This is a genomic window from Thermococcus sp. (assembly GCF_026991495.1).
Taxonomy (GTDB): domain Archaea; phylum Methanobacteriota_B; class Thermococci; order Thermococcales; family Thermococcaceae; genus Thermococcus.
This window is the reverse complement of record NZ_JALXBJ010000043.1, coordinates 1-18,934: the sequence shown is the minus strand read 5'-3', so window position 1 is coordinate 18,934 and position 18,934 is coordinate 1. Positions and strand designations below refer to the sequence as shown.

19 protein-coding genes and 2 pseudogenes are annotated in these 18,934 nt (G+C 57.1%); 14 read left to right on the top strand and 7 right to left on the bottom strand.

From position 1 onward, the window contains the following. The 8 genes and pseudogenes from MVB78_RS05685 to MVB78_RS05650 form a co-directional block, all read left to right on the top strand. Positions 1-385: pseudogene (locus MVB78_RS05685) on the top strand (serine/threonine protein kinase); the annotation flags it as partial. 62 nt (positions 386-447) lie between these two features. After that, positions 448-1,698, top strand: coding sequence for an ATP-binding protein (locus MVB78_RS05680; protein ID WP_297489049.1), 1,251 nt, complete (start codon positions 448-450; stop codon positions 1,696-1,698). A gap of 32 nt (positions 1,699-1,730) precedes the next feature. Continuing rightward, positions 1,731-2,540, top strand: a complete 810-nt coding sequence (locus MVB78_RS05675) for a DUF63 family protein (RefSeq protein WP_297489046.1) — start codon at positions 1,731-1,733, stop codon at positions 2,538-2,540. Positions 2,541-2,549: 9 nt separating this feature from the next. Then, entirely contained in the window at positions 2,550-3,317 is a 768-nt protein-coding gene (locus tag MVB78_RS05670) for a bifunctional fructose-bisphosphatase/inositol-phosphate phosphatase (RefSeq protein WP_297489043.1), read from the top strand. Then, positions 3,310-3,921: a rhomboid family intramembrane serine protease gene (locus MVB78_RS05665; protein ID WP_297489040.1), complete on the top strand. Its 612-nt coding sequence runs from the start codon at positions 3,310-3,312 to the stop codon at positions 3,919-3,921. Before MVB78_RS05670 ends, MVB78_RS05665 begins: the two co-directional genes overlap by 8 nt. Before the next feature lie 13 nt (positions 3,922-3,934). Next, positions 3,935-4,603 carry a uracil phosphoribosyltransferase gene (upp, locus tag MVB78_RS05660; protein ID WP_297489068.1) on the top strand — a complete coding sequence of 223 codons (669 nt, stop codon included), beginning with the start codon at positions 3,935-3,937 and terminating at the stop codon, positions 4,601-4,603. A 178-nt stretch (positions 4,604-4,781) separates the two neighbouring features. Continuing rightward, positions 4,782-5,522: a CRISPR-associated endoribonuclease Cas6 gene (gene cas6 / locus MVB78_RS05655; RefSeq protein ID WP_297489037.1), complete on the top strand. Its 741-nt coding sequence runs from the start codon at positions 4,782-4,784 to the stop codon at positions 5,520-5,522. A gap of 90 nt (positions 5,523-5,612) precedes the next feature. After that, on the top strand, positions 5,613-6,809 hold the full coding sequence (locus tag MVB78_RS05650) for a proteasome-activating nucleotidase (RefSeq protein ID WP_297489034.1): 1,197 nt from the start codon (positions 5,613-5,615) through the stop codon (positions 6,807-6,809). A 58-nt stretch (positions 6,810-6,867) separates the two neighbouring features. Here MVB78_RS05650 and tdh read toward each other — a convergent pair whose 3' ends face one another. Further along, the gene (gene tdh, locus MVB78_RS05645) at positions 6,868-7,920 is read right to left on the bottom strand and encodes an L-threonine 3-dehydrogenase (protein WP_297489031.1); all 1,053 of its coding nucleotides are present in this window, start codon (positions 7,918-7,920) and stop codon (positions 6,868-6,870) included. A 150-nt stretch (positions 7,921-8,070) separates the two neighbouring features. Between tdh and MVB78_RS05640 the strand changes: the two genes are divergently transcribed. Further along, positions 8,071-8,814 (top strand): MinD/ParA family protein, encoded by a 744-nt coding sequence (locus tag MVB78_RS05640; RefSeq protein ID WP_297489065.1) that lies wholly within the window; start codon positions 8,071-8,073, stop codon positions 8,812-8,814. A gap of 10 nt (positions 8,815-8,824) precedes the next feature. Beyond that, entirely contained in the window at positions 8,825-10,051 is a 1,227-nt protein-coding gene (hmgA, locus tag MVB78_RS05635; protein WP_297489028.1) for a hydroxymethylglutaryl-CoA reductase (NADPH), read from the top strand. Here hmgA and MVB78_RS05630 read toward each other — a convergent pair. Then, entirely contained in the window at positions 10,048-10,668 is a 621-nt protein-coding gene (locus MVB78_RS05630) for a hypothetical protein (protein WP_297489026.1), read from the bottom strand. The genes hmgA and MVB78_RS05630 overlap by 4 nt on opposite strands. A 102-nt stretch (positions 10,669-10,770) precedes the next feature. On the opposite strand from MVB78_RS05630, the gene MVB78_RS05625 reads away from it, so the two are divergent. Beyond that, positions 10,771-11,697: an inorganic phosphate transporter gene (locus tag MVB78_RS05625; protein WP_297489062.1), complete on the top strand. Its 927-nt coding sequence runs from the start codon at positions 10,771-10,773 to the stop codon at positions 11,695-11,697. 31 nt (positions 11,698-11,728) lie between these two features. After that, a complete protein-coding gene (gene tgtA / locus MVB78_RS05620; RefSeq protein ID WP_297489022.1) occupies positions 11,729-13,471 on the top strand; it encodes a tRNA guanosine(15) transglycosylase TgtA in 1,743 nt (580 codons plus the stop codon). Here tgtA and uppS read toward each other — a convergent pair whose 3' ends face one another. Together uppS and MVB78_RS05610 are read right to left on the bottom strand one after the other, a co-directional pair. Next, on the bottom strand, positions 13,472-14,266 hold the full coding sequence (gene uppS, locus MVB78_RS05615) for a polyprenyl diphosphate synthase (RefSeq protein ID WP_297489059.1): 795 nt from the start codon (positions 14,264-14,266) through the stop codon (positions 13,472-13,474). A gap of 5 nt (positions 14,267-14,271) precedes the next feature. Next, positions 14,272-14,796, bottom strand: a complete 525-nt coding sequence (locus MVB78_RS05610) for a gamma carbonic anhydrase family protein (RefSeq protein WP_297489056.1) — start codon at positions 14,794-14,796, stop codon at positions 14,272-14,274. A gap of 92 nt (positions 14,797-14,888) precedes the next feature. Here MVB78_RS05610 and hjc point away from each other — a divergent pair, with 92 nt between their 5' ends. Continuing rightward, positions 14,889-15,290: a Holliday junction resolvase Hjc gene (gene hjc, locus MVB78_RS05605; protein WP_297489018.1), complete on the top strand. Its 402-nt coding sequence runs from the start codon at positions 14,889-14,891 to the stop codon at positions 15,288-15,290. Next, the gene (locus MVB78_RS05600; protein ID WP_297489015.1) at positions 15,287-17,053 is read left to right on the top strand and encodes a carboxypeptidase regulatory-like domain-containing protein; all 1,767 of its coding nucleotides are present in this window, start codon (positions 15,287-15,289) and stop codon (positions 17,051-17,053) included. Before hjc ends, MVB78_RS05600 begins: the two co-directional genes overlap by 4 nt. A 3-nt stretch (positions 17,054-17,056) precedes the next feature. Here MVB78_RS05600 and MVB78_RS05595 read toward each other — a convergent pair whose 3' ends face one another. The 3 genes and pseudogenes from MVB78_RS05595 to MVB78_RS05585 all read right to left on the bottom strand — a co-directional run. After that, complete coding sequence (locus tag MVB78_RS05595) at positions 17,057-17,641, bottom strand: DUF996 domain-containing protein (protein WP_297489012.1); 585 nt, start codon at positions 17,639-17,641, stop codon at positions 17,057-17,059. Positions 17,642-17,830: 189 nt separating this feature from the next. Then, positions 17,831-18,472, bottom strand: coding sequence for an NADH-quinone oxidoreductase subunit NuoI (gene nuoI / locus MVB78_RS05590; protein ID WP_297489053.1), 642 nt, complete (start codon positions 18,470-18,472; stop codon positions 17,831-17,833). A gap of 5 nt (positions 18,473-18,477) precedes the next feature. After that, positions 18,478-18,934, bottom strand: a pseudogene (locus MVB78_RS05585) (NADH-quinone oxidoreductase subunit D); the annotation flags it as partial.

Here is an 18,934-nt window from a genome sequence, read left to right as displayed (position 1 = left end):
GGTGGAACCCATAATCCTCAGGATGCTCGCGAAGGAAAAGGCTGAGAGGTACGAGAACGTTGCGGAACTTCAACAGGATCTTGCGAGCTATCTCGGCATAGAGTTCCGGCGTGAGCTTAAGAGGAGTAGAACAATGGGAGACAGGCGTTTGATAGTGTACTACCTTGGAAACCTGCTTATAATGAGCGTCAAGATGGGGAACCTGAGCGGGGCTTACAAGTACGCAAGCGACTTCACGATGCTGACGGATGGCGAGTTGAGGCGGGAGTTCGAAGCCCTGTCGGAGCAGTTCAGGCTCCGCCTTGAGGAGCGGCTTGAAGTGCCGGTGGAGCTGATAGAGAAAACCGATATCCTCGTGCACAAGGCGATGGTAAGGGTTCGCTAATGAGTCTTTATTTCTTTACATAAAAGGAAATATTTAAATAATATGTCTCTCCATATAAGACCATGTTGGACAAAGATCTCGTGCTTCAGTACTTGACCGACTTTCAGGAGAAAAAACTTCCCTCTCTCATCGAGAGGGAACTCAAGGTTCCGATGAAAAGGGAATATGTAATAACCGTAATCGGGCCGAGGAGGAGCGGAAAGACCTTCTACTTCTACCAGCTCATTAAAGAATTGCCGAGGGAAGAGACCCTGTACATGGATTTCGAGCATCCGGTTTTTGAAGGGTTTCAGCCAAAGGACATCCTTGAAGTGCTAAAGCTTCACCGCGAGGCCTTTGGGGAGCCGGGCTACATCTTCCTCGACGAGGTTCAGGCCGTTCCTGGATGGGAGAGGATGGTCAGGTACCTCCACGATGAAGGTTACCACGTTTTCCTGACTGGTTCCTCCTCCAAGTTTCTCTCAAAGGAAGTTGCAACGCAGTTGAGGGGCAGGACATTGACTTACACACTCCTGCCCTTCAGCTTTCGGGAGTTCCTGAGGGCCAAGGGCTTTAAGCCAAAGAAACCACTGAGCTCAAAGAAAGAAGCCCGGATAAAGTCCCTTCTCCTTGAATACCTCACATGGGGTGGCTTTCCCCAGGTCGTACTTGAGGAAGACGAAACGATAAGAGGGAAGCTCCTCTCCGAGTACTTGGACATGGTGGTTTACAAGGACATCGTGGAGAGGTACGGCGTCAGAAACCTTCACGTTATGAAGCTGCTCATCCGCTCCCTGATGCGCTCCTTTTCCAAGGAGTTCAGTGTCCACGCTTTCTACAACGCCCTAAAGTCCCAGGGGATAAGCGTGGGCAAGGGCGTTCTCTACGAGTACCTCGGTTACCTGGAGGACTCGATGAGCGTCTTCCTGCTGAAGAAGTTCAGCTATTCACTCAGGACGTCTGAGCTCTCCATTCCAAAGGTTTATCCCGTCGATGCGGGCTTTGCGAGGATATTTTCATTTACCCCAGACATAGGAAGACTGATGGAGCTAACGGTTCTTCTCGAACTAAAGAGGCAAGATCGGGAGGTTTACTACTACAAGAACGGTAGAGAAGTTGATTTTGTCATCGTTGAGAAAGGTCGTCCTGCAGAGATGATTCAGGTGACCTATGCCAGGGATGGAGATGATCTTAAGCCGAGGGAAATAGAGGGACTGAAGAAGGCCGGGGACAGGTTGAACGTCGAACGGAGAACGGTGATCACCTGGGATTACAGGGATGAAAGAGACGGTATAAAATTCGTTCCACTCTGGGAGTATCTCCAAAACCTTTAAGTGCTCGGCCCTGACTTCTACACGGTGGTTGGATGAGCTTGGGCGGGTTTTTTGAGAGGTACTTCGTTGACCCGATCCGATATAATCAGGGTTACAACATAGTCAACACGACGGTCTACGCGATAATACTCGGGGTAGCGGTCGTTCTCCTCTACAAGTTCCTGAAGAGGATAGACGTCAGGGTCAACGAGGAGTTCTTCAAGGCCCTCATGCCCTACGTACTCCTCGGCCCCCTCATGCGCGCCATGACCGACTTAGGGATGCTCCCGAGGACGTACCTCACAGTTAGCCCCGGGGGGTACTTCGTTATAGCGGGCTTCGCGATAGCGGCCCTGCTCGTGGCGAGGAGGTACATGGAAGGGCCCCGGCTCTACGGCCTTTACAGGGACATCGGGCTCCTCCTCCTCTCCGGCCTCCTCTTCATCCTTGTCATAAACTACGGCAGGCTCTCGGTCCGCTGGTCTTACCTGCTCTACTTCGTTCCGGTTCTAACCGTCGCCGAGCTCTCAGTCTGGCTCGCCGCGAAGAAGTTCGACCTGATAAGGAACAACGGCATCTTGTTCTACACCCACTTCTACGACGCGACGACCACTTTCGTTGGGCTGCAGTTCTTCGGCTTCTGGGAGCAGCACGTCCTCGCGAGAAGGCTTATATCCCTGACCGGGACGCCCGCGGCCATGTACCTCGAAAAGCTCCTGATACTCCTTCCGGTCGTCTACATCCTCGACAGGCTCATGGAGGATGAAGACCCGGATCTGATAAACTTCGTCAAGCTCGCCATATTCATCCTCGGCTTTGGGCCGGGGACGAGGAACCTCCTGATAGTACTGCTTAGGGGTTAGGTGGTCTGGATGGACGAGATGTGGAACCAAATAGGCTATTCAATAGCCAAGAACATCGAGAAGATAGTAATGCCGCTCTTCGGCACCCGCAAGGCCGGGGAGAACGTCGGGACGAACGTCAGCGGGGACGTGACGAAGTACGTTGACAGGCTGGCCGAGGACGTGGCCCTTGAGGCGCTGAAGCCCCTCCCAGTGAACATCGTGAGCGAGGAAATCGGAACCCTGGACAGGGGAAGCGACTACACCGTCGTCATAGACCCGATAGACGGCTCTTACAACTTCTCCGTTGGCGTGCCGGTGTTCGCCTTCAGCTTCGGCGTTTTCAAGGGGAGGAAGCCGGTCTACGGCTCAGTGTACGAGTTCACAACTGGGAGGTACTTCGAGGGGATCCCGGGAAAGGGGGCGTACCTGAACGGTGAGAGGATAAGGGTCAAGCCCCTTCCGCCAGAGAGGGCCGCCCTGAGCCTCTACACGCGCGGGCGCGGGACCGAACTTGCCGGGATGGTGAAGAGGATCAGGGTTCTCGGTGCGATAGCGGTGGAGTTGTCTTACCTCGCCATGGGCTCCCTGCAGGCAGTGGTTGACGTAAGGAACTACGTCAGACCGACGGACATAGCGGCGGCGTGCATAATAGCAAAGGAGGCCGGGGCGTTGGTTGTTGATGACGGGGGAAGGGAGCTGCGCCTTGAGCTCAACGCCGAGGCCGGCAACAACATCGTAGCTGCCAGCAGTGAGGAGTTGCTTGAGATGATCTTGGGGGTGATGAAGGGTGGGTAAGCTCTTGGTGGCGGTTAGAAGCGCGCCCGCTACCTACTCGCTCTTCGCGGCAAACTTCGTGGTTTTTCTGTACGAGCTCTACCTGAGCGGGGCGCCGGTTGTAAAGCCGATAGCCGTCCTCAAGCTCGGCCTCTTCAACCTCTGCGTTACCGAGTGCCACCAGTACTGGAGGCTCGTGAGCGCCATGTTCGTCCACCTCGGCTGGATCCACTTCGCCCTCAACATGTTCTTCCTGATCTACCTGGGCTCCCAGCTCGAAATACTCGTTGGGAAGCTCAGGTTCCTCACCGTTTACTTCCTCGCCGGTATACTCGGCAACGTCATGAGCGTGGTCTTCTTCGGCCCCTACTCACTCAGCGGCGGTGCGAGCGGCGCCCTCTTCGGGGTGGTCGGCGCGCTGATAATCATAGACGGCGTCCTCAAGAAGAACATCCAGGTGGCCCTTGCCAACGCCTTCTTCCTCTTCCTGATAAACAGCTGGATGCCCCACGTCAACTTCATAGCGCACTTGGGCGGCCTTATCGTGGGCCTGCTCATTGGCTATCCATACGCGGAGTACGTCAAGGGGCGCATGATGAGGATGGAGTACTGGGAGGAAGTTTAGCGAGGTGGTGGAGTTGATAGCCGACGGGAGATGGCGGGGTGTTTACTCCTTTGAGGACTCCCCCTTCATAGCGGAGATCCTGACTGGGCTCAGGGACAGGAGAACGGACAGCATCTCCTTCAGGAAGGGCCTCGTCAAGCTCGGGAGGTACATGGGATACGAGCTGACCAAGACGATGGGGGTTAGGGAGATCGAGGTTGAGACGCCGCTTGAGAAGACGAGGGGTGTTGTGGTAGAGGACAGGAGGCACGTTGTGATAGTCACCGTCCTCAGGGCCGCGATTCCCCTAATGGAGGGGCTTATAAAGGTCTTCGAGCACGCCCGCGTCGGCATAGTCTCGGCGTCCCGCGGCAAGGCGCCGGAGTTCAGGATAGAGATGGCCTACATAAAGGTCCCGGACATAAACGGCGACGACACGCTCATCGTGGCCGATCCCATGATAGCCACCGGCTCCACTCTCCTGAGGGTTCTTGAGGAGGTAAGGAAATACGGCAGCCCGAAGAGGACAGTTATCTTAGGCGTCCTCGCGGCTCCGGAGGGGGTATCCAGGATAAAGGAAGCTTTCCCGGAGGTCGAGATCTTTGTTGCCGGGATCGACAGGGAGCTAAACGACCACGGTTACATCCTCCCGGGGCTTGGGGACGCCGGGGACAGGGCTTTCGGCGCTCCACTCAAGGTTTAAAAATGGCTTAAGCCCCGGTATTTGTTGAATTTTCTTTAAAGTAAGGCTTTACTTCATTGCTCTGAGAATCGTAAGTGTCCTCCAGTGCTGGGAGGATTATAACGCCCTTACGAAAACCTTATTAGTAGATTGAACCAAAGTTAAGCTGCCTGCAATAATCCAGTCCGGAGGGACTTAAATGAGGATTGAAGTAAAACTCAGGCCCGTGGGAGAGGATCCCATACTCCCCTTCAATTACAACTATGAAGTTTACAAGCAGATCGTTGATAAGATCGCGCTTATATCGCCGGAGTTGGCGAGGGAGGTAGAGGTCGGGCACTCTGATCTCTTCACCTTCTCAAGGATCCTCGTTAGAAAGAGGGAGCTTCTGCCCGAGCGCGGAATACGCGTCCTGTCCGACACGGTCTCACTCTACATATCCTCCCACTCCCCCCAGATCATCGGCAACATAACCGAGGGATTTATGCTCAGCCCGGCGATGAGGATAGGGGATACCGACTTCATAGCCGACGACATAAAATCCCTCAAGGAGCCGGAGATGCGCGATGGGATGCTCTTCTCAACCCTGAGCCCGATAGTCGTCAGAACTGTCAAGTTCACCAACAACAAGATGAAGATATGGGATCTGTACCCGAGTGAGCCTGCCTTCTTCGACAAACTCCGGAAGGTCATGCTCCTCAGGTACTTAGAGCTCTACGGGGAGATGCCTTCGGATAGTGCGTTCAGGATAGACGTTGTAAAGTTCAAGCCCGTGAGGATACTCGTCGCCGAGTCCTACTACAGGGGCTCTCTCATGATATTCAGGTACTACGGCTCGGCAGAGATCGCGAAGTTCGGCTACGACCTTGGCTTTGGGGAGAAGACCCGCTACGGGTTTGGGATGGTCAAGAGCATCGACGAAGAGAAGGCATTTGGCTGACGGCTTTTCTTTAGGCCCCGGAGACATTCCTGGGATAGAGTTAAAAAGGGGCAGTTAGCTAAACTAAATTGGTTGAAAAGAGGTGAGACCATGGGAAGTCTCGATGAGGTAAAGTTACCGGAATCCGGTTACGATGAATACGTCACCTACCTTAAAAGGCGTATAAGGCAGTTAGAGCTCCAGGTTAGGACGTTGGAGGCCGATAAGGAGAGGCTTGAGCGCGAGCTCTCTCGCCTGAGGATGGAGATGTCGCGCCTCAGGCAGCCTCCGGCCTTCGCGGGAAACGTCATAGAACTGCTCGACGATGAGAGGGCCATAGTCCAGAACTACAACGGCCCGCGCTTCGTGGTCAGGATAGCGCCATGGATAGAGCGCGACAAGCTCAAGCCAGGTTCGAGGGTGGCCCTCGACCAGAGGACGATGGCTATAGTGGAGCTCCTGCCAACGGAGAAGGATCCGAGCGTCCTCGGCTTTGAGGTCATCGATAAGCCCGCCGTCACGTACGCCGACATAGGCGGTCTTGAGAGGCAGATTCAGGAGATCAGGGAGGCAGTGGAGCTTCCGCTCAAGCACCCGGATCTCTTCGAGCGCGTTGGGATAGAGCCGCCGAAGGGAGTCCTCCTCTACGGGCCGCCTGGCTGCGGTAAGACCCTCCTCGCGAAGGCCGTCGCCACCCAGGTCAGCGCGACCTTCATAAGGGTCGTCGGCAGCGAGCTCGTCAGGAAGTTCATAGGAGAGGGTGCCCGTCTGGTTCACGAGCTCTTCGAGCTGGCCAAGGAAAAGGCGCCGACGGTGATATTCATTGATGAGATAGATGCCATCGGGGCCAAGAGGATGGACGAGACTACCGGCGGCGAGAGAGAAGTCAACAGGACGCTGATGCAGCTTTTAGCTGAGATGGACGGCTTCGATCCCAGGGGGAACGTTAAGATAATAGCCGCTACCAACAGGCCGGATATCCTCGATCCAGCCCTTTTGAGACCGGGACGCTTCGACAGGCTGATAGAAGTACCGCTGCCAGACTTCCACGGCAGGCTTGAGATTCTCAAGGTCCACACGAGGAGGATAAACATGAAGGGCGTTGACCTGCGCATCATAGCTGAGATGACCGAGGGGGCCAGCGGGGCCGACTTGAAGGCGATAGCGACGGAGGCTGGGATGTTCGCGATCAGAGCCCGCCGCGAGTACGTGACCCAGGACGACTTCCTGAAGGCCGTTGAGAAGGTTCTCGGCGCCGAGCAGAGGCTCGCGCAGGCCATAGCCATGCACGAGGTCATGTACGGCTGATTTTTCCATTTTGGCCTTCCTCTTCCAATTGAACTTCCAAAAATAAAAGGGGAAAGGCTCAGTGCCCGTGCGGGAAGAAGGCGACCTTTCCGGTTTTGCCGGCGCGCATGAGCTCGAAGGCTTCCTCAAACTTCTCAAAGCCCTTGTACCTGTGGGTGATTATGGGCTCGAGGTTCAGCCTGCCGCTCTGTATGAGGCTTGAGACGGTGTACCAGGTCTCCCACAGGTGCCTGCCCGTTATACCGTGTATCTCAAGGGCCTTGAAGATTATGAGGTTGTTGAAGTCTATGGTGACCTCCCTCGGGTAGAGGCCGAGCAGCGAGACCCTTCCCCCGGGCGTCACCGCCCTGAGGCCCTGTTCGAGCGCCTTCGGTGCGCCGCTGAACTCAAGGAAAACCTCCACTCCAGCCCCGTCCGTTACGTCCATTACGAACTTGACCGGGTCCTCCTCAAAGGGGTTCACAACGTAGTCGGCGCCGACCTTCTTCGCGAGGCTCCTCCTGAACTCGCTCGGCTCCGAGACTATAACCGGATAGGCCCCCGAGGCCTTGGCGACGGCTATGCCGAGAAGTCCGAGGGGGCCGGCTCCCGTGATCAGCGTGCTCCTTCCGGCTATCGGGCCCGCCAAGACCGTGTCAACCGCGTTCCCCAGGGGCTCCTGTAGTGCCGCGTATTCCGGCGGCATGCCCTTCGGGTTCTTCCATGCGTTCTTGGCCGGCACAATGGCGTAGTGAGCGAAGACGCCGTCCATGTCAACCCCGAATATCTTCGTGTTCTGGCAGACGTGGTAGCGGTTGTGCCTGCAGGCGTAGCACTTACCGCAGACGATGTGGGTCTCCGCGCTTATGTAGTCCCCGACGTGCAGATCCTCGACGCCCGGGCCGACTTCGACCACTTCCCCGGCCACCTCGTGGCCCATTATCTGGGGCGGCTTGATCCTGCTCTTTGCCCAGTCGTTCCATTCGTAGATGTGCAGGTCGGTCCCGCATATCGTCGTTGCGAGGACTTTGATGAGAACCTCACCCGGGCCGGGCTTTGGGACGTCAACCTCGACGAGTTCGGCGCCGTAGGCCGGCTTGGTCTTCATAATGGCCAGCATTTTCTCGGTCATGGTATCATCCCCTTCACTGACTCCTACACCGGTGGGGATATAAACTTTTCACATCCATTTAAACGGACAGAGTGCTCCCTGAGCGGACAGTATCACAGGAAAAATTAATAAAATGGTTGAAGTAACATGGTAAGGCTTGGAGGGAGAGGAATGGCAGTAATAGTAATGACTGGAAGGGGTGGTGCCGGAAAGACCACCACCACTGCGAACCTGAGCACGTACCTTGCACAGCACGAGTACCGCGTTCTCGCAGTCGATGGGGACCTTTACCTGCCCAACCTCGGATTCCATTTTGGACTTGACAACGTTAAGTACACCGTCCACTCCATCCTGAGGGACCCGAGCCTCAACCCGGAGTGGGCCATATACAAGCACAGGGAAACGGGCGTATACGTCATGCCGGGGAGCACGAACCTCCACGACGTTATAGGGATCTCCCCTCAGAAGCTCAGGGATCTCGTCGATGAGGTTAAGTACAAGTTCGGTGTGGTGTTCGTTGATTCCCCTACAGGGGTTCCCTTCGATACCCTCCCGACTTTTGAGGTGGCGGACTACCAGATAATCGTCGTGGAGATAGAGCGCTCCCCGATATACTCCTTTGAGACCATGGTGGAGAACGAGGTCAACAAGCTCAGGGCCCTTGGAGAGGAGTACGGTTTGAAGATAGGAGTCGTCCTCAACAAGGTCAGGGAGAGCGCCGACGTCGTGGACAAGATAATCGAGGCGATAGAGGAGGACATGGATGTCCCGGTTCTCAGCTGGGTGCCCTACGACGAGGCCGTGCCGGAGTCCATAAACATAGGGGTGCCCGTTTTGGCGTACAAGCCGAAGAGCGAGGCGGCGCTCTCCTTCTCCGAGGCTGGCGAAGTCCTTGAGAAGTGGATATTCGGCTGAGGTGTGGACCATGGAATTTGAGGAGCTCGTCGAAAAGGTTGCAAGCGGTGAGATAAAGCTCTACCAGGTTGAAAGCTACACCAACGGCGACAAGAGGCTGGCCACGGAGGTGAGGAGGAGAGCCCTTGAGAAAAAGCTCGGGATAAAGCTCGACAACATAGGTCACTACTCGATCGACCCCGATAGGCTGATAGGCAGGAACATCGAGAACATGATAGGCGTCGTCCAGATACCGATGGGCGTCGCCGGGCCGCTCAAGATCAACGGCGAGTACGCCAAGGGAGAGTTCTACATCCCCCTCGCCACAACTGAAGGCGCTCTCGTCGCCAGCGTAAACCGCGGCTGCTCGGCCTTAACCGCGGCCGGAGGCGTCAGGACGACCCTGATAGACGACAAGATGGCCCGCGCGCCCCTCCTCAAGTGCCCGGACGCGAGGCGCGCGAGGGAGGTAGCTGGGTGGGTTCAAAACAACCTCGACTACCTCCAGGAGAAGGCGGTGTCAAAGGTCACCAGACATGGAAAGCTCCGCGGTGTTAAGCCATTCATAGTGGGCAACAACCTCTACCTCCGCTTTGAATTCGAGACCGGCGACGCGATGGGCATGAACATGGTAACCATCTCAAGCGAGGAGATAATGAAGGTCATCGAGGAGAAGTTCCCGGACGTTAAGTATTTAGCGCTCTCCGGCAACCTCTGCGTAGACAAGAAGCCCAACGCCCTCAACTTCATCGAGGGCAGGGGGAAGACTGTCATAGCTGAAGCCGTGATTCCGCGGGAGATCGTTGAGAAGAAGCTGAAGACGACGCCCGAGCTTATAGCTGAGGTAAACTACAGAAAGAACCTCGTCGGTTCGGCACAGGCCGCTTCCTACGGCTTCAACGCCCACTTCGGGAACATCGTCGGGGCAATATTCTTAGCGACTGGCCAGGACGAGGCGCAGATCACCGAGGGCTCGCACGGCATAACCCTCGCCGAGGTTACCCCAGAGGGCGACCTCTACATGAGCATAACAATGCCGAGCCTTGAGATCGGGACGGTTGGCGGGGGAACCCGCGTCCCAACCCAGAGGGAAGCCCTCTCGATCATGGGCGTGGCCGGCGGGGGAGACCCTCCGGGAAGCAACGCCAAGAAGTTCGCCGAGATAGTCGCTGGAGCAGTTCTCGCCGGGGAGCTCTCTCTCTTGGCCGCGATAGCAGCGAAACACCTCGCGAAGGCGCACAGGGAGCTCGGACGTTAGCCGGTCTCGCCCTTTCCTTTCTGTTTGATGACCATGATCACCGCTTTTCTCTTAGGTTTCTGGGTCAGCTCCACTCCCCTGAGGTAGAGGAGTGAGAAGGGGTAGTCCAAGATGACGTAGATCAGAACCGTCAGGATCACTGCCACCACAGACTGGATCCAGAGCCCAAAACCCTCCACGAGGGAAGAGGTTGCAAAGCTAACGCTAAAGCCCACCAAAAAGCTCAGGGCGGAGCGGTGCCTGAACCTCCGACCCCGGATGTTCCTCGTTAGGATGGTTCTCAGGAGCACTCCCAATGCCCCCTCTCTCCTCACCCTGAAGTAGAGCTCGAACTCCTCCCTGAACCCCCCCGGAACCTGGAAGTCCCCAGGGATCAGGTAGAAAACCCTGCTCATGCCGTCGGTGAGCTCTAAGACCGTCATGAAGCGGTTCGTCCGATAAATGGCTTCTGCCCCGGCGATGAGCATGTACTCGTCTGGATCCTGGAGCCGCTTTGCTCCCCCGACGACCTTCTCAAGTTTGGAGACGCATTCCGAGAGGAAGCTGCAGCTGACTTTCGAGTACTTGACGAACTTTGACTTTGAAAGTTCTTTGGTGATGCCCATCAGACGCATCATCCCCGCCGCCTAAAGTGCCCCTGAGACTTTAAAATTCTACCGCAACCTTTTTAAATGTACATCCAAGTGCTACATAGACTATATAGACTATAGGTGGTGGAGATGCTGATCATCCTCACGGCGGCCTTCTTCATGGCGTGGGCGATAGGCGCGAACGACAGCGCCAAGGCAGTCGGAACCGCCGTCGGGGTTGGGATGATAGGCTTCAGGAGGGCCGTGCTCATAATAGCGGTCTTCACCTCCTTAGGTGCCCTTCTCGGGGGCTCCGCCGTCTCAGGAACCGTCAGCGGGCTCGCCTCCGGTTTGAGCTGGGGGGATGTGGTGCTGGTTCTTCTGAGCGCCGCTTTAGCCGTGACAATCGCCAGCCTCTGGGGGAACCCCATCTCAACGACGCAGTCGATCATAGGTGCCCTCGTCGGGGCCTCCCTCGCTGTGGGCCTCAGCGTGGACTGGCTAACCGTTGCCAAGATCGTGCTCGCCTGGTTCTTCTCCCCCCTCCTTGCCGGGCTCTTGGCCATAGGAACCTACGCTCTCTACAAGCCGTTGCTGAGGAGGATAAAGTGCCTCAGGAACCTTGAACTCACCCAGAAGTGGCTGGTATTCTTGGCCTCGGCTTACGCGGCCTTCAACCTCGGCACGAACGAGCTGGCCAACGTCGTCGGGCTCTCCGAGTCCCATGGGGCCGATGTCAGGCTCTTCCTCGCCACCTCTTTAGCCATCGGCGCCCTGACCTTCAGCAGGGAGGTTATAATGACTGTCGGGAAGGGCATAGCCCCCCTCGGCCCGACATCCGCCTTTGCAAGCGAGTTCGGGGCGGCCCTGTCAGTCACCTTAGCGAACCTATTCGCCCTCCCCGTAAGCTCGGGTCAGGCCATAGTCGGGGCCATAAGCGGACTGGCCCTTTACAAGGGCGAGAAGGTCAACAAGGAGGTCGTGGCTGGAATAGTCAAGAGCTGGGTCCGGGCGCCCCTGTCGGCTGGTCTGATAGCCTACCTCCTCGTCCGCCTCTTCTCCGCCGCAGGCTTTTAAAGGGCCCGACCTACTCCACTGGGGTGAAAGCATGGTCGAGTTTAGGTTTGAGGTCAAGGCGCGCGATGCGGCCGGGAGGATTGGAAGGCTGACCGTGAACGGAAAAACCGTGGAGACGCCTGCCATAATGCCGGTCGTAAACCCGAAGCAGCTCATCGTAACGCCAAAGGAGCTCAAGGAGATGGGCTTCGGGATTATAATCACGAACTCCTACATCATCTACAAGACCCCCGAGCTCAGGGAGAGGGCCCTTAGCGAGGGGATACACGGGCTCCTCGACTACGACGGAATCATCGAGGTGGACTCCGGCAGTTTCCAGCTCATGCGCTACGGAGGCGTCGAAGTGACGAACCGCGAGATAGTCCAGTTCCAGCACGACATCGGGGTTGATATAGGCACTTTTTTAGACGTGCCGACGCCACCGGACGCTCCGCGGGAGAAGGCCGAGGAAGACCTCAGGGCAACCCTAAGGAGGGCCCGGGAGGCGGAGAGCATAAAGGAGATAGCGATGAACGCGGCCGTCCAGGGATCCGTCTATCCGGACTTGAGAACCTACGCGGCGAGGAAGCTGAGCGAGATGGACTTCGAGATCCACCCCATCGGGGCTGTTGTTCCTCTGATGGAGGCCTACCGCTACCGCGAGCTTGTGGATGTGGTCATCGCCTCAAAGCTGGGCTTAAGGCCTGACAGACCGGTCCACCTCTTCGGGGCTGGGCACCCGATGGTCTTCGCGCTGGCGGTGGCAATGGGCGTTGACCTCTTCGACTCTGCCAGCTACGCCCTTTACGCGAAGGACGACCGCTATCTGACCCCGGAGGGCACGAAAAGGCTTGACGAGCTTGAGTACTTCCCCTGCTCCTGTCCCGTTTGCAGCCGCTACACTCCACAGGAGCTCCGCGAGATGCCGAAGGAGGAGAGGACGAGGCTTTTAGCGATTCACAACCTCTGGGTCATAAGGGAAGAAATCAACCGCGTGAAGCAGGCTGTGAGGGAGGGAACGCTCTGGGAGCTCGTTGATGAGCGTGCGCGCTCCCATCCAAAACTGTTCGCCGCCTACAAGCGCCTTTTGGAGCACGGGGAATACCTCGAAAAGAACGAGCCCGTTACAAAGGCCTCGGCTTTCCTGAAGGTGAGCGAGGAGTCCTTGAGGTGGCCGACGGCGGTGAGAGCTAAGGAGAGGGCCGAGCGGGTTAAAGCCAAGTTCCCCGAAACGATAAACCATCCGATATTCAGGGAGGTTCCGAAGTACCTCAGCTTAAGCTACCCCTTCGCCCAGAGCGAGGGGGAAGAGGACTTCAGGATAGGGAAGCCCAGGAAGGAGGAGGCGAGGAGCTACGTAATGGCCGTGGCTGAGTACCAGTTCGGCGAAGGTGCAGGGGAGGCCTTTAAGGATGCCTTCGTCGAGCTGTCGAGGAAGACGGGCATGCCGAGGCAGGTGAAGGTGCAGGACAAGCGCCTCGCGACTTTCAGAGCCGAGGACGGCCTTCTAACGCTCGGGATAGAGGGTGCGAAGAGGCTCCACCGGATCCTCCCCTTCCCGAGGATGCGCGTTGTCGTCAACGAGGATGCGGAGCCATTCGCGAGGCGCGGAAAGAACGTCTTCGCGAAGTTCGTGCTCGATGCTGACTCGGGGATAAGGCCCTACGATGAAGTCCTGATCGTCAACGAGAGGGACGAGCTTTTGGCGACGGGCCAGACCCTGCTAAACGGTGAAGAACTGAAGGTCTTCCAGAGCGGACTCGCGGTGAAGGTGAGGAGGGGAGTGGAGAGGTGACTACCTTCCAAAGCGCCTCTGCCTCTTCTGGTACTCCCTTATTATCCTGAGGAAGTCTATCTTCCTGAACTCCGGGAAGTAGACGTCCACGAAGAAGAGCTCGCTGTAGGCTATCTGGTAGAGGAGGAAGTTGCTTATCCTGACCTCCCCGCCGGTCCTTATCACGATGTCTGGATCGGGCATGTCCGGATGATAGAGGTAGTGCTTTATCAGGTCTTCGTCTATCTCATCGGGCCTTACCTTTCCTTCCAGCGCATCCTGGACGATCTCCCTTACCGCGTCAGTTATCTCGCTCCTGCCGCCGTACGCGAGGGCTAAGTTGAGGGTGTAGTTGTTGTACTTCCGCGTGGCCTTTTCCGCCTCCTCGGCCGCCTTTCTAACGTTCTCAGGCAGGAGGTCCTTTCTGCCTATCACGTTGACCCTGACGCCGTACCTGTGAATCCTCTCGTCGTTAACAAGCTCCCTGAACTTCCTTTCAAAGAGGTTCATGAGGGCGTTCACTTCCTCCGGCGGGCGCTTGAAGTTCTCGGTTGAGAAAGCGTAGGCCGTCAGGGTTCTTATGCCCAGTTCTCTGCACCACTCCATTATCTCCTCCAGCTTGTTGGAGCCGAAGAGATGGCCGTACCAGGGCGGTTTTTCCAGTTTTTTCGCCCATCTCCTGTTCCCGTCCATTATTATTGCGACGTGCCGCGGGATGCTCCCCTTTCTGACCTTCTCAAAGAGGTAGCCCTCATAGACGTCGTAGAGGGGCTTGAAAAGGACGTGGGGAACGTGGGAGAGCAGTCTGTAGATCATCTTCCTCACTCGATTCTCTTCCTCGATTTGAGGTGCTCCTCTGCGAGCTCCATGTAGATCTCGGCGTTCTTCTTCGTCCACTCTATCTCCTCGTCGCTGAGCTTTCTGACAACCTTTCCCGGGACGCCTATGACGAGGCTGTAGTCCGGAACCTCCTTCCCGGGCGGGATGAGGGCGCCCGCGCCCACTATAACGTGCTTCCCGACCTTGGCCCCGTCGAGTACTATCGCCCCCATACCGATTATCGTGTAGTCGTCGATTGTTGCCCCGTGGACGACCGCGTTGTGGCCTATCGTGACGTACCTGCCCACCTTTGTCGGGAGCCCGTGGGAGGTGTGTATGCTCACGTTGTCCTGGACGTTTGAGCAGCAACCGATGTGGATCCGCTCTATGTCCCCCCTCAAAACCGCCGAGGGCCAGACGCTGCTCCTCTCTTCGAGGACAACGTCGCCTATGACGGATGCAGTTTCATCAACAAAAGCCGTCCCGTGGATTTTGGGCTTCTTCCCGCCGAGTTCGTAAACCGGCATGAGCATCACCACCCCCATCTCGTTGGGGCCGCTTATAAAAGTAACCCGGCACCAAGCTTAAATATCTCTGGGAGTACTACTGGGGGGTTGGTATGAGGTACAGAAGGGGAGCCAGCGCGGAGAGGGAGCTAATACACGAACTCGAAGCGAGGGGCTTCGCGGTGGTCAGGTCGGCCGGAAGCAAGAAGGTGGACGTGGTCGCCGGTAACGGGAAGCTCTACCTGTGCATCGAGGTCAAGAGCACGCGGGGGAAGAAGGTCTACCTGAAAGCAGAGGATCTTGAAAAGCTTCTCTCATTCTCGGCGAGGTTTGGCTGCGTTCCAGTCGTGGCGGTGAAGTTCGTGGGCCATGGCTGGCGGTTCTTCATGGGCGAGAGGATAAAGGAGAGAGCCGGGGGTGGAAAGACCTACCCCGTAGGAAAGGGGGATCCCGGGGTAAGTCTGGAGACGATTATCGGAGTCCAGAGGGATTTGGAGGAGGTGCTGCGGGGATGAGAAGGCTTTTCGTGGCCGTCCTTTTGGCCCTTCTGATGCTCCCGTCTGCCCTTTCAGCCAGCGGGTTGACGGTGGTTCCAACGAGCGACTACTTCTCCGTTCTCCCCGGGAGCGTCGTGACCATACCGATAAGGATCATCAACCCGGGCAACGAGAGCGTTCAGAACGTGAGCATTGAACTCCTCTGGGGGGTCAACGGGTCCGAGTACAGGGTGGAGAAGACCGTTACGGTGGCCGCGAGCGAGAGCAGGGTCGTTGACCTCAACCTCAGGGTGCCCTTCATAGGCTCGGACAACTACACCGCCCTTCTGATCGTCAGGGGCCCCAACTTCACCTCCGAGAGGAACGTAACAATATCTGTGAAGCGCATCGTCCAGTACTCTCTGAACGTTAGCGCCTTGAACGTAACCTACGGGTTGGACGAACCGATAAGAGTGGAGGTTACCTCCTATTCCAACGACCCGATTCAGGGGGACATTGAGGTCTACGTGTACGATGAGAACGGGACGCTGGTTCAGGAGTACGCTGGGGGCCTGAGCGTTGGACCGGGGAAAAGGTGGGAGAGGACGCTGATCGTCTCAAGACCCAGGCCCGGCCGCTATAGGGTGGTCGTCAAAGCGGACGTTTCGGGGGTTCGGGAGGAGAGGCAGCTGAGCTTCACCGTGGCCCCCAGGGAGTTCAGGGGATACGTCTTCTACACAAACGGCAGGATAGAGATCCGGGTTCTCCTCAAGAACGGAAGCCCCGTAAGGGGCGCCCTGGTTGACGTAAACGGTACTCTGCTCCACACTGACTCGCGCGGCGAGGCCTTCTACACCCCCCGAGCCCCGGGATGGTACTCGGTTGGTGTCACCGTCGACGGCGTTAGGAGGGACTATACCCTCCGGGTGCCCAAGCACTACAGCGTCAGCTCGGGCTTTGAGGACGGTGTGGTGTGGGTCAGGGTTCTCTCCGATGGGAAGCCCTCGAAAGGCGTCGCCGTTGAGTTCAACGGCCAGAACAGGACGACCAATTCAAAGGGTTATGCAAAGTTCTACGCCTCAAAGCCCGGGATGTACAGGGTCACCGTCTACACCCCGGAGGGCAGGATAACGGTCTTCGTCCCGGTCGGCAAGCTCTTCGCGATACCCGAAATCAGGAGGGACGTCCTGGTCGTAAGGGTTCGGGACTCATCCGGCAACCCGGTCGGGAACGCCACGGTGTCGGTGGTAACGTCCAGTGGTGAGAAGACCTTCGTGACGGGCGGGGACGGAACGGTTCGGGTGCCGCTGAAGGGGCTGAGCGGGACGGTCATGATAACGGCGAGCGCCAGCGGCTACATCGGGGACACGGAAACGATATCCCTCCCACCGGCAGCAGCTTCCTCTCCATCGAACGAGTCCTCCAGTCAGAGCAGCCCCGGAAACGTTTCAAACTCTCAGATCCCCCCCGCTGCTCCCGGAACGGCGGGGAGCCCGGTTCCTAAAGGAGAGCTGCCATGGATCGCATCCCTCCTGCTCTCCCTCGCCGTTTTCTCTGGCGCCACTTACATCTCGACCATGCGGCCGCACGTCATCGAGGAGAAGCTCGACAGGTACTACTTCGTCAGGGTTAAAGCCCCGAGGATGAGGGCGCTGAAGGACTTCCGGTGGGAGGGCGGAATGAACGCGGTTGAGGTGAGGGCCACGAGGGGAACCGCGAGGATAGAGGGCTCAAAGGTCGTCTGGAGCATCGACGAGCTCGAACCAGGCGGGGAAGCGGTCCTTCAGGTTGTCCTCGGCTGATGCTCAGAAAACCACCGGCTCCTCCAACACTGGGTTTTCTTCTTGCTTTTCTGCTGCTCTCTCAGGAATCCTAAGGAAGGCGAGTGCTTGGAGGGTGACTTCAATGCTCACAAACACTAAATAAACGCCCACCGTGTACAGTATGGAAACCCACTCCATGCACGCTATCAGCGCAACCACCGTTAAGGTTCCCCATTTGACTACTTCCGCCACCCATCCAAACTCGCCGACGCCCGTTGTTTTACGCATCTCCTCCCAAGTCCGCATCGTGAAGTACCTGCCAACTGCAAAGACCGCAATAAACGCCAGGGCAAATATCATTATTATCGTGCCCAATGAGGCATCTTCGCTGGAAAACGCCGAGAAGATTATGACGGCGACGATAGAGCCCCCGATCCAGTTTCCAATCCATGATGCTATTACGCTGTACAGGTAGTAGTTGAACGGTTTCTTATTGCCGAGCCTTTCCCCTATCCTATGGAGAGCCACTAAGATCAGGGCAAGTCCTATCAGGTTCAAGAGCCCTAGAGTCGTAAGCCACGACACACCCAGTGTGGAGGGAATCCTGTCTATTATACCTCCAGGCATCATGAGTAAGGCGTAGAAGATCAGAAATGTTGTCGGTCCAAAAGCAAGAAACACTGAGCCCCAGAAGCCGAACCTCTTTTCCCGGCCGATGTCAGCGATGAATTACCACCAACCATATTATTAAATGCCCCCTTAAAAATTTATCGAGGAAGAGAGGAAGGCGTAAAGGGAGAAATAGGTAAGGAAGGCTCACTCCTCCTTGGTCTCGGACTTCGAGGTGTCTTTTCCTTCAGCTGGTTTGTCGGCGGGCTTCGGCTGGGGCTTCTTGGGCGGCCTGAGGCCGTAGCCGACTATCTTGAACTCCACCTTTGAGCCGTCGCGGAGGTGGTAGATGTAGGTTCCGTCCGGCTTCTTCTCTATCCTCTCGACCGGAAAGCGGTAGTCACCAAAGCGCTCGTTGAGCTCCTGGACTTTCTTCGGGTTTATCGGAACCCAGTTGTAGAGCTCAAGCTCCTCGTCAAGGCCGCCGGTGGTCAGGATATAGCTCTCGCTGAAGCCTAACGCGCCGGTCGGGCATACATCAACGCAGAACTGGCAGAATGTGCACCTGCCGTAATCGACCTTTGGATGGGGCCTCTTCTCCAGCTTGCCGTCAACCTCTATCCACGTCATCTCTATAGCCCTCGCCGGGCATATCTGCCCGCAGAAGTTGCAGCCAACGCACTTCTTCCAGTCGAGGGTGTGGAAGCCCCTGTACTTTGGCGCCGGCTCCATCTTCTCGTAGGGTATCTTTATCGTGACCGGCTTCTTGAAGAGGTACTTGATGCCCATCCAGGGCTTCACGAAGGACTTCCTGAGCTTGACCTTTTCTTCTCCAACGACTCTCGCCATACCCATCACCTGTCTATGTCCGGCGGGCAGTTGTCAAGGGTCTTCAATATGACCGGCACGTCTGCCAGACGGGCGCCCTTGAGGAGCTCCTCAAGTACCGTAACGCCGTGGCTCTGGCTCGGGCCGCGGACGTGGACGCGGTAGGGCTTGTGGGTTCCGGCGCTCACCACATACGCTCCAAAGTCGCCCTTCGTGCTCTCGACGTGGGCGTAGGCGTCCCCCTTCGGCGGCTTGAACCTCGGGAGGGCTTTCAAGCGGGCGTCCTGAACCATGTAGGGCCCGCTCGGCGGCCCCATGTCGAGGAGCTGCTCAAGGATGTAGAGATCCTGCTCCATCTCGTACCTCCTGACCAGAACGCGCGCGAGGCTGTCGCCCTCCTTGAGAACCGGAACCTCAAAGTCGAGCTCTGGGTAGAGGTAATAGGGGTCGTCCTTTCTGACGTCGTAGGGCACTCCAGTGGCG